General features: G+C 66.4%; 13 protein-coding genes. 3 read left to right on the top strand and 10 right to left on the bottom strand.

Annotation, left to right across the window (positions count from 1 at the left end; genetic code table 11):
* Nucleotides 1-70 precede the first annotated feature (70 nt).
* The gene (locus L0U82_RS14480; protein WP_233831856.1) at nucleotides 71-1489 is read right to left on the bottom strand and encodes an aminotransferase-like domain-containing protein; all 1419 of its coding nucleotides are present in this window, start codon (nucleotides 1487-1489) and stop codon (nucleotides 71-73) included.
* 185 nt (nucleotides 1490-1674) lie between these two features.
* On the opposite strand from L0U82_RS14480, the gene L0U82_RS14475 reads away from it, so the two are divergent.
* Nucleotides 1675-1980 (top strand): DUF2917 domain-containing protein, encoded by a 306-nt coding sequence (locus L0U82_RS14475; protein ID WP_233831855.1) that lies wholly within the window; start codon nucleotides 1675-1677, stop codon nucleotides 1978-1980.
* Between the two features lie 10 nt (nucleotides 1981-1990).
* Here the strand turns inward: L0U82_RS14475 and L0U82_RS14470 are convergent, their stop codons facing one another.
* Nucleotides 1991-3238 (bottom strand): citrate synthase, encoded by a 1248-nt coding sequence (locus L0U82_RS14470; RefSeq protein WP_233831853.1) that lies wholly within the window; start codon nucleotides 3236-3238, stop codon nucleotides 1991-1993.
* Between the two features lie 126 nt (nucleotides 3239-3364).
* Between L0U82_RS14470 and L0U82_RS14465 the strand changes: the two genes are divergently transcribed.
* Nucleotides 3365-4771, top strand: coding sequence for a CoA transferase (locus tag L0U82_RS14465; protein ID WP_233833286.1), 1407 nt, complete (start codon nucleotides 3365-3367; stop codon nucleotides 4769-4771).
* Between the two features lie 49 nt (nucleotides 4772-4820).
* Here L0U82_RS14465 and L0U82_RS14460 read toward each other — a convergent pair whose 3' ends face one another.
* Nucleotides 4821-5567, bottom strand: a complete 747-nt coding sequence (locus tag L0U82_RS14460; protein WP_233831851.1) for a GntR family transcriptional regulator — start codon at nucleotides 5565-5567, stop codon at nucleotides 4821-4823.
* Nucleotides 5568-5775: 208 nt separating this feature from the next.
* Here L0U82_RS14460 and L0U82_RS14455 point away from each other — a divergent pair, with 208 nt between their 5' ends.
* Nucleotides 5776-6621, top strand: a complete 846-nt coding sequence (locus L0U82_RS14455; RefSeq protein ID WP_233831850.1) for an aldo/keto reductase — start codon at nucleotides 5776-5778, stop codon at nucleotides 6619-6621.
* Between the two features lie 276 nt (nucleotides 6622-6897).
* Here L0U82_RS14455 and L0U82_RS14450 read toward each other — a convergent pair whose 3' ends face one another.
* From L0U82_RS14450 to L0U82_RS14420, 7 genes are all read right to left on the bottom strand, one after another.
* Nucleotides 6898-7359: a Rap1a/Tai family immunity protein gene (locus L0U82_RS14450; protein WP_233831849.1), complete on the bottom strand. Its 462-nt coding sequence runs from the start codon at nucleotides 7357-7359 to the stop codon at nucleotides 6898-6900.
* A gap of 328 nt (nucleotides 7360-7687) precedes the next feature.
* Nucleotides 7688-8584 (bottom strand): hypothetical protein, encoded by an 897-nt coding sequence (locus L0U82_RS14445; protein ID WP_233831848.1) that lies wholly within the window; start codon nucleotides 8582-8584, stop codon nucleotides 7688-7690.
* 447 nt (nucleotides 8585-9031) lie between these two features.
* A complete protein-coding gene (locus tag L0U82_RS14440) occupies nucleotides 9032-11293 on the bottom strand; it encodes an ABC transporter ATP-binding protein (protein ID WP_233831847.1) in 2262 nt (753 codons plus the stop codon).
* Nucleotides 11290-12186, bottom strand: coding sequence for an ABC transporter permease (locus L0U82_RS14435; RefSeq protein WP_233831846.1), 897 nt, complete (start codon nucleotides 12184-12186; stop codon nucleotides 11290-11292). Before L0U82_RS14435 ends, L0U82_RS14440 begins: the two co-directional genes overlap by 4 nt.
* Nucleotides 12183-13211 carry an ABC transporter permease gene (locus tag L0U82_RS14430; protein WP_233831845.1) on the bottom strand — a complete coding sequence of 343 codons (1029 nt, stop codon included), beginning with the start codon at nucleotides 13209-13211 and terminating at the stop codon, nucleotides 12183-12185. Before L0U82_RS14430 ends, L0U82_RS14435 begins: the two co-directional genes overlap by 4 nt.
* A 68-nt stretch (nucleotides 13212-13279) precedes the next feature.
* On the bottom strand, nucleotides 13280-14965 hold the full coding sequence (locus L0U82_RS14425; RefSeq protein WP_233831844.1) for an ABC transporter substrate-binding protein: 1686 nt from the start codon (nucleotides 14963-14965) through the stop codon (nucleotides 13280-13282).
* A 441-nt stretch (nucleotides 14966-15406) separates the two neighbouring features.
* Entirely contained in the window at nucleotides 15407-15934 is a 528-nt protein-coding gene (locus tag L0U82_RS14420; RefSeq protein WP_233831842.1) for a cupin domain-containing protein, read from the bottom strand.
* Between the last annotated feature and the right edge of the window lie 235 nt (nucleotides 15935-16169).

The following is a 16169-nucleotide window of genomic DNA, read 5'->3' as shown; positions in this document are numbered from 1 at the left end:
CTCGGCGCAGCGTCGGGTGGCCAATGGCGTGCCGCGCGGCGCCACGAGGCGGCGGAACTTTGCATTGCCCTTACGCGTCCGGCGTCAACTCGGCCGCCGCGTGAAAAAACGCCTGGGCCCGCGGTTCGTTGGCGAATGCCACATGAATTCTGATCCACGCACTCGCTTCCCGATTCGGTCTGAAGTGCTGGCCGGGCAACACCGTTACGCCCAGCGGCACACCGCATGTCACCAGCCGCTCGGCATCCGCGACATGCGGCACGCGCGCCCACACGAACTTGCCGCCCGCGGGCTCCTCGAAAATCTCCCATCCGGCATCTTCGAGTGTCTGGACAGTCGAACCGAGCGCGGCGCGCATCTGCCGGCGCAGGCGCTCCAGATATTTGCGATACGCGCCGCGCTCCAGCATCGACACCGCCACCGCTTCGGCAAAGCGCGAGCCGCCGATGCTCGTCAGCATCTTGATATCGACCAGATCCTTGATGATCGCGTGGTTTGCTACCACGCAACCGATCCTTAGCGATGACGACAGCGTCTTCGATAGACCGCCCACGTAGATCACCTGTTCGAGCTGATCGAGGGTTGCGAGGCGATCGGTGATCTCGGTCTGGAAATCGGCGTAGATATCGTCCTCGATAATCTGGAAGCCGTGCTCGCGCGCCAGTTGCAAGAGCCGGAACGCGACCTGCGGCGCGACTGTGGTGCCGGTCGGATTGTGGAACACGGTATTGATGAGCAGCAGCCGCGGCCGGTGCAGCTTGAGTTGCGCCTGCATCACATCGAGATCCAGACCGGTGCTGGTGCGCGGAATGCCGACCAGCCGCATGCCGTGCAGTCTGAGCAGGCCGTACAGGTTGTAGTAGCCCGGGTCTTCGACAAAGATCGTATCGCCGGGCTTGAGCATGTAGCGCAGCAGCAGATCGAAGGCCTGGCTCGCGCCATTGGTGATCAGAATTTGCGAAGCGTCGGCCTGGATGCCCAACTGGGCGATGCGGCTTCGCAGGTGCTCGCGCAGCAGCGGATTGCCGAGCGGCGTCGCGTAATCGACCATGCTCGACGGATCTGTGCGCGTCACATGGCGGATGGCTTGCGCGATGCTGTCCATGTCGCGCCAGCTTTCGGGAATGAAGCCGCTGCTGAGCTTCAGCGTTTCGCCTGGATAGTTGAACTGCTGGAGTAGATGATCTGACTCGACATCGGCGAGGCGAGGGTCCGAGCTACCTTGGCAGCGCATGTCGGCCGGCTGGCGATCGGCGACATAGAAGCCGGAGCCGTGGCGCGACGCGACATAGCCGAGCGACACGAGGCGATCGTACGCCTCGATAACCGGAAAGCGGCTCACGCCGAAGTCAGCCGAGAACTGGCGGATCGATGGCAGCTTCGAGCCGGGGTGCGCGTTGCGCGAGCGGATCCACGCGGTGAGTTCCGCCACGATCTGTTCGGTGAGCGGCACGCCGTTGTCCCGATCGAGCTGGATATCGAGCTTCATACGTCTGCTTTCCTCGCTGGGCCGGCAAGCTGAAGGTGGCCTGTTCGTGTCGAGCGTTGTCGCGCCAACTGTTCGGTTTTTCAACTGAACAGTTCCGATGAAAGTGTTCGGAACTGTGCATGGGTCTTCGATCATCGCACGTCAATAATCGATGCAACAGGAAATGTTCTTCAAGGAGAACGGCGATGCGCGAAGTCCGTATTTTCGAGTTGGAGCAGGGTGAGCCCGCGGCGGCCTGGCGTGTCGCGCGCCCAACGATTTTCAAAGTGATCTCGGGCGAAATCTGGTTGACCGTCGAGGGTCGGCACGACGATCACTGGCTTGCGACTGGCGAATCGATCGAGCTGGCGAAGGGATCGGTCGCGTGGATCAGTGCCGGGTCGTCCAGCGCGCGGTTTGCGCTGGCGAGCGGGTCGCAGCGCAAGTCGAGCAAGCCGTTGTCCGGATGGCCGATGCCGGGTTGGCTGGCGCGCCGGCCGGGCGTGGTTTGACACCACTCCGCTAGCTGGCTCCCTGCGGTTCATACTCGCCGATATAGCGTGCCCGCGGCCGGATCAACCGGCCGTCTTGTGTCTGCTCCATCGCGTGAGCGATCCAGCCGACGACCCGTCCCGCCGCGAACAGCGTGAATGCCGCCCCGGCAGGCAGGCTCAGCGTGCGCTCGATCGCCGCCAGCGCGAAATCGACAGTCGGTTCCGCGCCGGTCGTGTCGCGCACCGCGCGCGCGAGTTTCAGCACGTCGTTCAGCGGCGAGCGGGCCGGCGCACAATCGGCGAGCATCGTCAGCAGCAGCCGCGCGCGCGGATCGCCATCGGGATAAAGCGGATGGCCGAAGCCCGACAGCACCGGCCCTTGCATGCCGTGTTCGTGGCGCGCGAGACGGTTCGCCAGATAGCGGTCCAGATCGGGCGCGCGTGATGCCTCGTCGAGCAACGCCGCGATGCGCACGGTCTCGCCGCCGTGGCGCGGGCCGGCCAGCGCCGCGAGTCCGCCCGCGACCGCACCGAACAGATGTGTACCCGTCGACGTGATGCAACGCACCGTGAACGTCGATGCGTTCAGTTCGTGATCCGCGCAGGCGACCAGAGCCGCGCGCAGCAGTCCGCTTTGCTGCCGATTGCGCACGCGCCAGGCGGTGGCGATCTGCCGGTGCAGCGGTTCGTTCGATGCCGCCGCCGGCAGCATCGCGGCGGCGAGCAGCCGCATTACCGTGCAGGCAGTGTCGAGCTGCGCGTCGCGGCCGAGCGCCCACACGCGCGGCATCTGCGCGGCGGCGGCCGGCAGCAGCACCAGCGCGCGATCGAGCGGCGTGCTGTCGCTCCACAGCTTCAGCCACGCGGCCCACTGCGCCGGGGCGAGCGGGGCGGCGGGCGCATCGGCGATGCGTCGCGCGCCGCACTCCCACAACAGCGCGGCGACTTCTTCGAGCGACGCGCTGCGCGCGAGCTCGATCGCATCATGCCCGCGATACAGCAGCCGGCCATCCGCGACCAGCGTGATCGACGATTCCAGCACCGGCACGCCCCAATCGAGCACCTTTTGCGCGACCTTGCCCGCGCGCTTGCCGTCCGCCTTGCGGCGCGCGAGGCGGCGCACCTCGGCGGCATCGTAGAGGCGGTGCCGGCCGTGCGCATCGGGTGAGGAACCGAGCATGCCGCGACTCACGTACGCATACAGCGTGGGCAGGCTCACGCCGAGCGTCGCGGCTGCTTCGGCGGCGGTCAGAAAGGTCGGGGCTGGGCTTGGCATGGAAATGCGCGGAAACAGAAGAAATCAATATATATTGATTATCATAATCAAGATTGATTGCAGGGTGGCGGAATTCTAGACTCGGTGCACCTTCTTTGTGTCTCTGCCCGAACCGCGATGAATGCCATGACACCCGAACTCGCACTCAAACATCTGTGGACCGTCGCCGGATGCGACCCGGTCGCGCTGCACGCCGTGTCGCTGAGCGGCGCGGACCCCGCTCTGCCGTCGGTCCACCGGATCGGCGCGCTTGCTAGCGCGACCATCGCCGCAACCGGTCTCGCGGCCGCCGAACTCCGGCGTCTGCGCGGCGGCGCCCGGCAGCACGTATCGGTGCAGATGCGGCGCGCGCTCGCGGCGTTTCGCAGCGAGCGTTATCTGCGTATCGACGATGGGCCGCCGCCGCTGTTGCGCGATCCGATCATGGGTTTCTACGAGACCGGCGACGGACGCTGGATCCAGTTGCACACCAATTTCCCGCATCATCTGCAAGGCGTGCTGAGGGTGCTCGATTGCGCCAACGATCGCGCGGCAGTGGCCGCCGCGATTCGCGGCTGGGAAGGCGCGACGCTCGACAGCACGCTTGCTAACGAGGGGCTATGCGCCGCGCTGATTCGCTCGCCCGACGAGTGGGCCGCGCTCGACCAGGCCAAGGCGATTGCGCGTTTGCCGCTGTTCGAGATCGAGCGTATCGGCGATGCGCCTCCCGAGCGGCCCGGCCGGACCGACGTTGGCGTGGGCCCCGACAGCGACCGGCCGCTCGTGGGCGTGCGCGTGCTGGACCTGTCGCGGATCATCGCGGGACCGGTGGGTGGCCGCGCGCTCGCGCATCACGGCGCGGACGTGTTGATGATCAACGGGCCGCATCTGCCGAATATCGCGCCGCTCGTGATCGACAACGGCCGCGGCAAGCGGTCCGCGCTGATCGATCTGCGCGAGGCGGTCGGTGGCGACACGCTGCGCACACTCGCGCGCGACACGGACATATTTTTGCAGGCCTATCGTCCGGGCGCGCTCGCGGCGCACGGCTTCGGTCCGGACGAACTCGCGCGGCTGCGGCCGGGCATCGTGTATGTGTCGGTGTGCGCGTATGGGCACACGGGGCCGTGGGCGCAGCGGCGCGGCTTCGATAGCCTCGTGCAGTCCGCGAGCGGCATCGCGTGGGCCGAGCGCGCGGCGGCTGGTGGTTCGGAGCCGCGACATCTGCCGTGTCAGGCGCTCGATCATGCGACCGGCTATCTGGCCGCGTTCGGCGCGATGGTCGCGCTGGCGCGCCGCGCGACCGAAGGCGGCAGCTGGCATGTGAAGGTGTCGCTCGCGCAGACGGGGCGCTGGCTTCAGTCGTTCGGGCTGTTGCCTGAAGGGCAGCGAGCGCCCGATCTCAAGCTCGATGACGTGCGCGATTGCATGTCGACCGTGTCGTCGGAATTCGGCAATGTGCTCGCAGTGCAGCCGGCGGAGCAGATGGAACAGACGCCCGCGTTTTATGCGCTGCCGCCGTCGCGCATCGGCGCACATGAAGCGAAGTGGTGATCGTGGCGCGCCGATGAACACACCGTAGCGCGACGCAAGGGCAACGGCCTTACTTTCTTAGTTCCGCGACGAAATCGTAGTAATCGTTGCGACAGTAGGTATCGGTCAACTCGATCGCCCGCTGATCCGCCGTATAGCCGACACGCGTGATCAGCAACAGCGCTTCGTTGGGCGCAATGCTCATCTGTTGCGCGATCTCGTCGCTCGCGTTGACCGCGCGGAAATGCTGCAACGCGCGCACGATCGTCAGGCCGCGCGTTTCCAGATACGAATAAAGCGAATCGCCGATGGCTTGCGGATCCGGAATCACCGCGGCCGGGAATGTCGAATTCTCGACCGCCATCACGATGCCGTCGGCCAGACGCAAGCGGCGCAGCCGCGTCACCGCCGCGGCCGGCGACAGACCGAGCTGGATCACCTCGTCGCGATTGGCCGGCGAAATCTCGCGCGACAGCCATTTCGAACTCGGCGTGAAGCCGCGCCGCCGCAGCATTTCGCTGAAGCTCGACAGACGCGACAGCGGATCTTCATAGCGCGGCGTGATAAAGCTGCCCGCGCCCTGGGTGCGGCGGATCAAACCCTGCTCGACCAGCAGCGCGATCGCCTTGCGCGAAGTAATGCGCGATACGCCGAGCGCCTCCGACAGCACCCGCTCCGACGGCAACGCCTCGCCGGCGTTCCAGCGGTTTTCGTGGATCGCGCTGCCAAGCTTGCGGGCAAGTTGCAGATAGAGCGGCGTGTCGTTTTCCGGGTCCGGGCGCAGATCGCGCCAGCGGTCTTCCGAGGCAGAGGTCATGGGGCTCACGCAAGATAGGCAAGCGGCAATTCTAGAACATCGGCGCGCCGCGTTATAGCGGGCTTTTGCCTGGCATACCGTTGCGTGGCCGCCGAGCCGCTAAACTCGTCGCTATGTTTTTGTAGCGTGCGTTGCGTGCCGCAAGCTTCGGTGTCATTCGACAAGCGAGCGCGCCGCGCATTGGATCGAGCCACTTCGAGGAGTCAGCATGAGCAGCGATATCGCAAGCGTGAGCCTGCCTGGCGGCGAGCGCATTCCGGCATTGGGGCAGGGCACGTGGGAGATGGGCGAACAACCGTCGCGGCGCGCGGCGGAAATCGACGCGCTGCGCTGCGGCGTCGAACTCGGCATGACGCTGATCGATACCGCCGAAATGTACGGCGACGGCGCGACCGAATCGCTGCTCGCCGAAGCGCTCGCCGGGTTACGCGACAAGGTGTTCCTCGTCAGCAAGGTGTATCCGCATAACGCCAGCCGGCGCGGCGTGATCGCCGCGTGCGAGCAGAGCCTGAAGCGGCTGAAAACGGATCGGCTCGATCTGTATCTGCTGCACTGGCGCGGCTCGGTGCCGCTCGCGGAAACCGTCGATGCTTTCGACGCGCTGCGTCGCGCGGGCAAGATCCGTCACTGGGGTGTGAGCAACTTCGATACCGACGACATGGAAGAACTGGTCGCGGCAGCGGGCGGCGACGCGTGCGCGACCAATCAGATTCTGTACAACGTCGCGCGTCGCGGGCCGGAGTTCGATCTGCTGCCGTGGCTCGCTGAGCGCGGCATGCCGGCGATGGCCTACAGCCCGGTCGATCACGCGCGCCTGCCGAAGCGCTCGCCGCTCGACGATATCGCCGATGCGCGTGGCGTGTCGGTGTTTCAGGTGGCGCTGGCATGGGTGCTCGGCAAGCCCGGCGTGTGCGCGATTCCGAAGGCGGCGCGGGTCGAGCATGTGCGCGACAACCATCTCGCCGCGCAGTTGCGACTGGAAGCCGGCGAACTCGCGGCGCTCGATGGGTATTTCAAACCGCCGCGGGGCAAGCGTCCGCTGGAGATGCTGTGAGGGCAGGGGCGGGAATGAAGCGCTGGAAATGAGCTCGGGCAATGAAGCTCGGGCAATGAAGCGCCGAAAGCACACGTGCCGGACGCGAACGCGCCCGCAGTTAACGCAACCGAAGCTTAAGCGATGAAAGCTGAAGCGGCGGCGCCTAAGGCATCGAACGTCAACGCGCTGTAAGCGAAAGCGTCGAAAGTAGCCGCCGCGGATTGCGGCGCGGCGGCATGCGAAACCGGCTACGTGGATCGCGTCAACGATGCGCGATCGACGCGACCGATACCGTCAGGTGCACGGATGGTGCTGGTGCACGGAGCCGAGCACCGCGACTTCGGCGGGCGTGTGCTGGAGTGCATCGACCGGAACCTGGGCGGCGTCGTTGATGAAGTCGTCGACGATCGACGCCACCGTCACGTCACGCAGACACAGCGACACGCGTTGCGTTTCGTTGGCCGGCAACGTGCCGCGCTGACCGAGGAACAGCACGCCGTACTGGTAACCGTGGATGATGCCGCGTACCGCGCCGACGCATTGGCCTTGCGCGACGTTGTCGGTGCGCTGTTTGCACATCTGCAGCAGCGAGTAGGCGGAGAACGACGGGTCGACCGCCGGCGCGCCCTGCGACAGGGTTGGCGACATCGGCTGTGCCGGTGTCTGTGCATTGGCGAGCGATGCGAGGCCCAACGCGGCGGCCATCAGCACGGCGGCGGCCGCACGCGTCGCGGAGGGGGGGACATTTCGTTGCATGTTGTGGGCCCTCATATCGAACGTTGAATCTGCTATGAGGCGGTCGTCTCGGATTGGTTCCATAACACTCGCACGCAATGGGGATTGTGTTCCCGCCGCGCTGTGGCGCGCTTCGCGTGACGGCGCGGCGAACCTCTGATGCGTTTTCATCGCGTGTCCGTCAGCGCGCGCCGAAGGCGGGCGGGCCGCTCCGACCGGCCGCGGGCGGTGACGCTCGACCGGGGGATCGAGACGCCACCGCCGTTGCCAGCGGATAGCGGACAGTATGCCGGTACATGCCGTCGACGGGTAGGGCGCGGGGGCGCCCTACCGAAAGAACGGGCGACGCCTAGTGCCCGTTCCCACCGCCGTTGCCACCACCACCGCTGCCGCCACCCTTGCCTCCGTGGCCGCCGCCGAAGCCTCCGCCAAAGCCCCCGCCGAACCCACCACCGAAGCCGCCACCAAACCCGCCACCGAAGCCACCAGAGCCACCACTTTTTCCACTGCCGGAGCCACTGCTAGAGCCGCTGCCGGAGCCACTGCCAGAGCTGCCACCAGAGCCCCCGCCGAACCCGCCACCGGAACCACCGCCCGCGCCGCCGTTCGAGCCTCCGCAACCGCAGCCCCCGCTTGCACTGCCGCCGCTACCCCCACCTCCGCCGTTTCCGCCGCCGCTATTTCCACCACCGCCGCTTCCGCCCCCACCGCCACCGCCACCGCCACCGCTACCCCCACCGCCGTTACCCGCACCCCCACTACCGCCGCCATTGCCGCCGCCCCCACCACCGCTATTTCCTTTTCCGCTCGCGCCCGAACCCCCGCTACCGCCGCTGCCGCCCCCTGAACCTGCCGCCGCACCCCCGGCGCCGTTGCCGCTTGCCCCCGAGCCACCATTGCCCGAACCCGCCGCACCCCCATTTCCACTGCCGCCGCCGTATCGTCCGCAGCCGGCTATCCCACCGCCGCAGCCAGCCGGCGCGAATATCGAGGCGGCATCGTCGGCGGCGGTCGGCGTGCCACCGTCGGGTCCGATTGCCGCGCCGTCGTTCTGCGCGAGTTGCAGCGGCGCGCTCTGGGCCGTTCCCGCTCCTGCTTGCGATGTCGCATCGAGCACCATCCATCGCGGCACCACGTCGTCCGATGCTGCGCGCGCGACCCCGCTCGCCAGTCCCGCCACGCCCGCAACGATCACCGCGCAGCGCATCACCCCGTTGTAGTACCGCCTGATTGTTCCGGTCTTCATCGCGCTTCTCCCGAGCGAACGACGGTATCTCGCAGCCACCTGGTCGCATGCAGCTTCGGCAGCGGGACTGGTCTGAACGCGGGCCTTGTCGCTCCCCGAGTCTGTTGTATCGAAGCCGTCCGTCGTGCTGTGCCGAACGAGCCGGAACTTGCCCATCGTGCCGATCACGCGAACCATCAGGCAGGCCGCGCGCCTTCGTATGTGTCCAATGCGGCTTCGAATCTCTGCGCGCTGATTAGCGATATCCATGCCACGAGTCGCGGAAGCTTGAGGCGACACAGGCAGGATTGGGATGTGCGATGCGCACGAGGAAAAAGCGCGAGAAAACGTTTCGACGATGAAACGCGCGGCCTGAAAAACGCGTTGCGACGCGCGATTCGTTAAGGCCGGCGCTGTCGCGCGAGATGCGCTGAATGGGCAACCCGGCACGCGAAACGCGATGCGCCGCTATGGCGCGTGATGGGTCGAGTCGTCGGAGGTGCCGTCGTCGGTTGGCTGGTTCGCGGTGCTATCGCGTGAAGCCGCTTGCAGTTCGCGCAGCGTCTCGACAGGAATATGACAGCGGATTCGATGCGCACGCGGCTCGTCGACATTGCTGTCCGCATCGAGAAACGGCGGGTCCTGCTGCTCGCAGATCGCGCCGAGCTTGCGCGGACAGCGCGTATGAAATACGCAGCCCGACGGCATCGCGCTCGCGCCGGGCGGCTCGCCGTCGAGACGAATACGCGTACGCACTGCTGGCTGACGATCGCCTTGCTCGCCGCGCGAGTCCACGAGCATGTCATGGCCGTTCAACGTCGGCACCGCCGACAGCAACGCCTCGGTATAAGGATGCTGGGGTCCGTCGAACACTGCGGCGGCGGGTCCGATCTCCAGCAAGCGGCCGAGATAGAGCACCGCGATCCGATCGGACACATAGCGCACCACGTGCAGATCGTGCGAGATGAACACATAGCTGACATCACGCTCGCGTTGCAGATCGGCGAGCAGGTTCAGGATCGCGGCCTGCACCGATACGTCGAGCGATGACGTCGGTTCGTCGCAGACCACCACGCGCGGTTCGCCGGCAAACGCGCGGGCAATCGCGACGCGCTGCTTGAGGCCGCCCGACAACTGCCGCGACCGCGCGTCGAGATAGCGTTGCGGCAGCCGCACCGCGTCGCTCAGCGTGGCGACCCGCGCGTCGGCCGTTTCGCCGCGCAACGCGGTGAAACGCGTGAGCGCGCGGCCGATCAGCCGCTTGATCGAGTGCGCGCGGTTGAGCGCCGAGTCCGGGTTCTGGAACACGATCTGCATCGACTTCAACTGCTCGTCGCTGCGGCGCGTGACGCGCGCGGCGAGCGGCGCGCCATTGAGTTCGAGCACGCTGCCCGCATCGGGCGTGAGCAGGCCGAGCATCAGCCGCGCGAGCGTTGTCTTGCCGCTGCCCGATTCGCCGACGAGGCCAAGTGTCTCGCCGCTGGCGAGATCGAGCGATACGTCGTCGACCGCGCGCAGCGGTACGCCGGAAGCGTGGAACGTTTTCGACAGATTGCGCGCGCGCAGTACGGGTCTGGAATGCGGGGATTCGCGCGAGGCGTCCAGAGTCGTGGAAGCCGTCGAAGCCGAAGCCACCGAAGTTGCGGAACCCGCCGAAGCCGCCGGCGCGTGCATCACCACCGCACGCGGCAACTCCACCGCCCGTTCGTGGTAATGGCAACGCGCCATCTGATCCCCATGCGCGGCCGTCAGCCGATAAGGCGGCGGCGCATCGCGGCGGCAACGATCATCCGCGAGACGGCAGCGCTCCGCGTAAATGCAGCCCTGCGTGACCGAGCCCGGCGGCGGCAGGCTGCCCGCGATCGTATCGAGCCGCTCGGTGTCCTTGCTGCGTCCGGCCGTCGGCAGGCAGCGCAGCAGTCCGACCGTATAGGGATGGCGCGGCCGCGCGAACACGTCGCGCGTCGCGCCTTCCTCGACCAGCTTGCCCGCGTACAGCACGCCGATGCGCTCGCACATGCGGCCGATCACCGCGAGGTTATGGCTGATGAACAGCACCGCGGTGCCGAGTTCCTCGCGCAGTTGCGCGATCAGATCGAGCACTTCCGCTTCGACGGTCGCGTCGAGTCCGGTGGTCGGCTCATCGAGAATCAGCAGCGCGGGGTTCGACGCGAGCGCCATCGCGATCACGACGCGCTGCTGCATGCCGCCCGACAGTTGATGCGGATAGCTATCCATCACGCGCTCGGGCTCGCCGATGCGCACGCGCTTCAACATATCGAGCGTGCGTTGCAGCGCTTCGTCGCGCGCGACACCTGCTGCTTCAAATGCTTCGGAGACCTGTCGCGCGATCGTCAGTGACGGATTCAGTGCGCGCGCCGGATCCTGGTAGACCATCGAGATCGTCGTCGCGCGCATGCGGCGCAGCGCATCGGCGCCGAGCTTCTGCACATCCTCGCCGGCGATCACGATCTTGCCCGCCTTCACCTTGCCGTTGCGAGGCAGATAGCGCAGCGTCGCCATCGCGACCGTCGACTTGCCGCAGCCCGACTCGCCGACGAGTCCGTACGCTTCTCCACGCCGCACGCGAAACGACACGTCCTGCAGCACTTCGCGATCGCGTCCGCGGATCTGGTACGTGACAGTCAGACCGACGATGGTCAACGCATCGGCGCGGTCGCTCTTCGACACGTCGAACATTGCAAACGAGCCGGGCGGCGCTGCACTCATTGGTCGAGCACTCCCTGCACGCCGTCGGCGACGAGGTTCACGCCGACCACCAGCGATGCGATCGCGCCCGCCGCGAATACGACGGTCCACCACGCGCCGCCCGCCATCAACGTGTACGACTCGGACAGCGCGAGCCCCCAATCGGCCGATGGCGGCTGGATACCGAAGCCGAGAAACGACAGCGTCGCGACCGCGAAGATCGCATAGCCGAGCCGCACGGTCGCCTCGACGATGATCGGCGGCAACACGTTCGGCAGGATCTCCACGAACATGATGTAGGGCGCGCGTTCGCCGCGCAGCTGCGCGGCCGCGACGTAGTCGAGATGGCGTTCGGTGAACACGGCGGCGCGCACGGTGCGCGCGGTGATCGGCGTGAACGTGATGCCGATCACGAGAATTACCGTCAGGTTCGACGCGCCGACCGCGGCCAGCGCGAGCAGCGCGACGATCACGAGCGGCAGCGCGAGCACCGCGTCGATCATGCGGCCCACCACGTTGTCGACCCAGCCTTCGAAGTAGCCGACCAGCAGACCGAGCGCGGTGCCCGCGATCGTCCCGAGCAGCGTCGCGAGCGGCGCGATCGTCAGGATGTCGCGCGCGCCGACGATCACGCGCGAGAACACGTCGCGGCCGAGCTGATCGGTGCCGAACCAGTGCGTGCGGTCGGGTGGCGTCAGCGAGTTCAACGGATCGGAGGCGTAGGGATCGAGATGCACGAGCCACGGTCCGGCGATCGCGCAGCCGATCCACCACACGACGATCAGTGTGCCCACGATGAAGGTCGGCGAGCGCAGCAACAGACCGAGGCGAGGGAAGCGCGGCTCGGCGGGGGCGTCTCGCATCGAAGAAGAGGTCGGCGGTGGCGGCATGCTGGGCGGCGCGGTTGTGCTCATTCGGCGCTCCTGACCCGCAGCCGCGGATTGAGCAGCACGTGCAACGCATCGGCCACCAGATTCGCGAGCGTATAGACGACGCCGATCGTCAGCACGCCGGCTTCGAGCATCGGAAAGTCTTTCGCCTTGGCCGCGTTGTAGATCAGCGAGCCGATGCCCTGGTAGTGGAACAGAGTCTCGACCACCACCAGCCCGCCGATCATATAGCCGAGTTGTGTCGCGGCCACCGTGATGGTCGGCAGCAGCGCGTTGCGCAGCACGTGCCGCCAGATCACCAGATGGCGCGGCAGGCCCTTCAGGATCGCGGTGCGCGTGTAGTCGGCATCGAGCGCTTCGACGGTGCCGGCGCGCGCCATCCGCGCGATATAGCCGAAGAACACCAGCACCAGCGGCAGGACCGGCAGCACCAGATGCCGCAACTGTTCGAGCACGCCCGCATCGGGCGGATACGACGCCTCGATCGGCAGCCAGCGCAGCCACACGCCGAACACCAGAATCAGCACGATCGACGACACGAACTCCGGCACCACGGTCGCCGACAAACCGGCGATGCTGATCGTGCGATCGAGCCAGCGTCCCGCGTGCATCGCCGACCACACGCCGCCCGCGATACCGAGCGGCACGACCACGCAGAACGCGAGCAGACCGAGCTTCGCCGAATGCGCAAGCGCGTCGGCGATAAACGGTCCGACCGGTTCGCGGTACGCATACGACAGCCCCATGTTGCCGCGCACGAAATGCGTGATCCAGTCGACGTACTGCGTCAGAAGCGGCCGGTCCGCGCCGAGCTGATGATTGAGCGCGGCGACCGCGCGCGCGTCGGCGAGCGGTCCGAGCACCGCGCGGCCGATATCGCCGGGCAGCAACTGGCCGCCCGCGAACACGATCAGCGACAGCAGCCACAGCGTGATCAGCGACAGTCCGACGCGCGTCGCGACAAAACTCGCGACACGGCCGGCGTTGCCGTTTGCCGCGCGCGGTGTGCGGGATGTTGCGGATGCGGGGGAGGGCGCCGGGGCCGACATCGTTGATTCTCCTGGCGAGTCCTGTCGAAACTGGGCGAAGCGCGAACGCTGATGCAACGCGGCGCGCGTTACGCGCTCAGCGTCGCGCGATCGAAATACAACTGCGCGAGCGCGGTGAAGCGCACGCCGTTCACGCCCTTGCGCATCGCGATCAGCTGATCGTAGAAGAACGGAATGATCACCGGTGTTTCATCGAGCAGCAGCCGTTGAATGTCGCCGGCGATTTTGCGTTGCGACGTGAGGTCGATGGCCGCGACGAATTGCGCGACCAGTTGATCGTATTGCGGGTTCTTGAAGTGCGCGGCATTCCACGTGCCGTTGCTCGTCAGCGGCGCATTCAGGAACACGTTCGGCACGCCGCGATGACCGTAGTCGGTGATGCCGAGCGGCGAGTCGAGCCAGTCGGATTTGCCCGGTGTGCCCGAGCCGTAATAGAGCGACTGGCTTTCGATCTTCAGATTGATGCGCACGCCGATCGCCTTCGCGGCGTTCTGCACGACCACCGCGAGGTCGGGAATCTCCATGTACTTTTCGGTGGTCAGCGTGACGTCGAAGCCGTTCGGCACGCCGGCCTGCGCGAGCAACTGCTTCGCCTTCGCGATGTCGATCTTGCGTTGCGGCACGCCTGCATCCGAGGACGGAAACACCGGCGCGAACGGACTGTCGTTGCCCAACTGCGCGCGGCCCTTGAAGAGACCGCGCACGATCACGTCGCGATCGAGCGACAGCGCAAGCGCCTGACGCACCCGCTTGTCTTTAAACAACGGACTGTCGTTGCGCATGTGAATCTGCCGATGCGCGCTCGACTTCACGCCAACCGCCTTGTAGTCCGGATTGTTCAGGATGCCTATGCCGCCCTGCACGGTGAAGGTGCCCATCACGTCGGCCTGGTGGCCTTGCAGTGCGAGCAGTTGCGCCTGCTCGTCCGCATAGAAGGTGAACTGTACGCGTTGCGGTAACGCTTTCTCACCCCAGTAATCCGGGTTGCGCACGAACGACGCGCCGACCTTCGGCTGATACTTCTCGAAGCGGAACGGACCGGTGCCGATAAAGCTCTTTTCGTAATTGCCCGCGTAATTGGCGGGCAGGATCACCGCGTTGTAATTGTCCGAGGAAACGTAGTATGGAAAGTTGCCGTTCGGCGCGTCCAGATGAAATTCGACCGTGTGTTCGTCGACGAGCTTCGCGCCGCCTTTCGACAGCACGCCCTTCAGCACCGACAGCGCGGCCGAGCCGCTGGCCGGATCGGCGAGACGGTCGAAGGTGGCCACTACGTCTTTCGCGCCGAAGCTCTGGCCGTCGTGAAACTTGACGTTCTGGCGCAGCTTGAAGGTCCACACGTCGCCCTTGTCGTTCGGCTTCCACGACAGCGCGAGCGCCGGTTTCAACTGCAGCTTTTCGCCGTCGTCGTCGATCAGGAATTCGCCGGTCTGGTTCAGCAGCGCGAGGCTCGCGGCGTCGGTCACCGTGAGCGGGTCGACCGCGCCGGCCGGCGTCAGATGCGCGACGCGGATCGTCTGGTTCGATGCGGCCGAGGTCCCCGCGGCGCCTTGCGCCTGCGCTCGCGAGACGCCGAACAGCCCGCTGCCCGCGAACGACAGGCCGATTACGCTCGCATAGCGCAGCAGTTCGCGGCGCGTCAGGCGGCCGGCGGCGAATTCGTCGAGGGCGTGATTGCCATAGGCATCGGCGGTGAGGCGGGTTGCGTTGAGTGCGGCTTGGGAGGCGAGAAGTCGGTCCGCGGGTGTTTTCATCGATCGAGTGTCCAGTCCGTTCTGTTGCTTCTATTGCCGGTTCAGTGGTGTCGCGCAGCAGGGCACAAGCGGTGCAATCTGTGCGAGCCGCGGACGATGCAACGCGCAGTGCGCTATGCACGTAGCGCTAGCAGATCGCGGGCCACCGCGACGCAAATGCAATGCAAACGCAACGCCGCGCGAAAGCCGCCCCAGTGTAAGCGATTGCTCAAGGCTCTGGCGCGCTTGCGGCGCCGTGAGCTTGCCGATCGGCCGATAAAGGAGGCGGGTGTATCGCCATCACAACGGTTGCCGCCACGCGCTTCAGGCGGCCTCGACGCCGTGGTGGACGAATTGCCGGTATCGCGCTTGAATCCTTACCGGTCGGTGCGGCAGCGGGCCGCGAGATTCACCGCCAGCCCCGTGCCTGTGCCGTAGCCGTCGTCGTGACGCGCGAGCGCCTTAGTGATCGTGCGGATGCTTGTGAATCGGATCGACCCAGTAGACCGTTTCGGGCTGCTCGACCGCGTCGATGTTCAGATTGACCACGACCGCTTCATTGTCGCTGCGCACCAGCACGCATTCGAGCGGCTCGTCGGTGCTCGCGTTGATCTCCTGATGCGGCACATACGGCGGCACGAAGATGAAGTCGCCCGGCCCGGCTTCGGCGGTGAATTCGAGCTGCTCGCCCCAGCGCATGCGCGCCTGGCCGCGCACCACGTAGATCACGCTTTCGAGCGCGCCATGATGATGCGCGCCGGTCTTCGCATTCGGATGGATCGTCACGGTGCCGGCCCAGATCTTCTGCGCGCCGACCCGCGCCGCGTTGATCGCCGCCGCACGGTTCATGCCCGGCGTCTGCGCGGTGTTGGTGTCGAGCTGATCGCCGCGGATGACCTTCACGCCGTGCTCGCGCCAGTCGATGTGAGCGGTGCCGTCGGTGGCCTCGTGCTCGGCCCGGTAATGCGGGTGTTCGTGATCCTGGCTCATGGTGTCTCCTCCCTGGCCTCGCGGCCGTGCTTCGCGTGAGTACGTGAGCAATGCCGACTGTCCGGCATTCTTGCACGTTTAAAAAAGCCGCGGTGCGGACGTGCGATGCGGCGCATCGCGTCGCGGCGTTGCGATAGGCGTGGCGATAAAAAAAGCCCGTTCGCAAGGAACGGGCTTCGGGTTGCACGCGCGGACGAGGGGCTTCAGCTTGCCGCCCGCCGCCGTTGCTCAACGC

Source organism: Paraburkholderia sp. ZP32-5 (assembly GCF_021390495.1).
Classification (GTDB): domain Bacteria; phylum Pseudomonadota; class Gammaproteobacteria; order Burkholderiales; family Burkholderiaceae; genus Paraburkholderia.
The sequence above is the reverse complement of the archived record's forward strand: the minus strand, read 5'-3'. Positions and strand labels throughout refer to the sequence as shown.

Coding starts and splice junctions, on each gene's coding strand:
- L0U82_RS14480 (WP_233831856.1), bottom strand. CDS start 1,489: ATGAAGCTCGATATCCAGCTCGATCGGGACAACGGCGTGCCGCTCACC.
- L0U82_RS14475 (WP_233831855.1), top strand. CDS start 1,675: ATGCGCGAAGTCCGTATTTTCGAGTTGGAGCAGGGTGAGCCCGCGGCG.
- L0U82_RS14470 (WP_233831853.1), bottom strand. CDS start 3,238: ATGCCAAGCCCAGCCCCGACCTTTCTGACCGCCGCCGAAGCAGCCGCG.
- L0U82_RS14465 (WP_233833286.1), top strand. CDS start 3,365: ATGACACCCGAACTCGCACTCAAACATCTGTGGACCGTCGCCGGATGC.
- L0U82_RS14460 (WP_233831851.1), bottom strand. CDS start 5,567: ATGACCTCTGCCTCGGAAGACCGCTGGCGCGATCTGCGCCCGGACCCG.
- L0U82_RS14455 (WP_233831850.1), top strand. CDS start 5,776: ATGAGCAGCGATATCGCAAGCGTGAGCCTGCCTGGCGGCGAGCGCATT.
- L0U82_RS14450 (WP_233831849.1), bottom strand. CDS start 7,359: ATGCAACGAAATGTCCCCCCCTCCGCGACGCGTGCGGCCGCCGCCGTG.
- L0U82_RS14445 (WP_233831848.1), bottom strand. CDS start 8,584: ATGAAGACCGGAACAATCAGGCGGTACTACAACGGGGTGATGCGCTGC.
- L0U82_RS14440 (WP_233831847.1), bottom strand. CDS start 11,293: ATGAGTGCAGCGCCGCCCGGCTCGTTTGCAATGTTCGACGTGTCGAAG.
- L0U82_RS14435 (WP_233831846.1), bottom strand. CDS start 12,186: ATGAGCACAACCGCGCCGCCCAGCATGCCGCCACCGCCGACCTCTTCT.
- L0U82_RS14430 (WP_233831845.1), bottom strand. CDS start 13,211: ATGTCGGCCCCGGCGCCCTCCCCCGCATCCGCAACATCCCGCACACCG.
- L0U82_RS14425 (WP_233831844.1), bottom strand. CDS start 14,965: ATGAAAACACCCGCGGACCGACTTCTCGCCTCCCAAGCCGCACTCAAC.
- L0U82_RS14420 (WP_233831842.1), bottom strand. CDS start 15,934: ATGAGCCAGGATCACGAACACCCGCATTACCGGGCCGAGCACGAGGCC.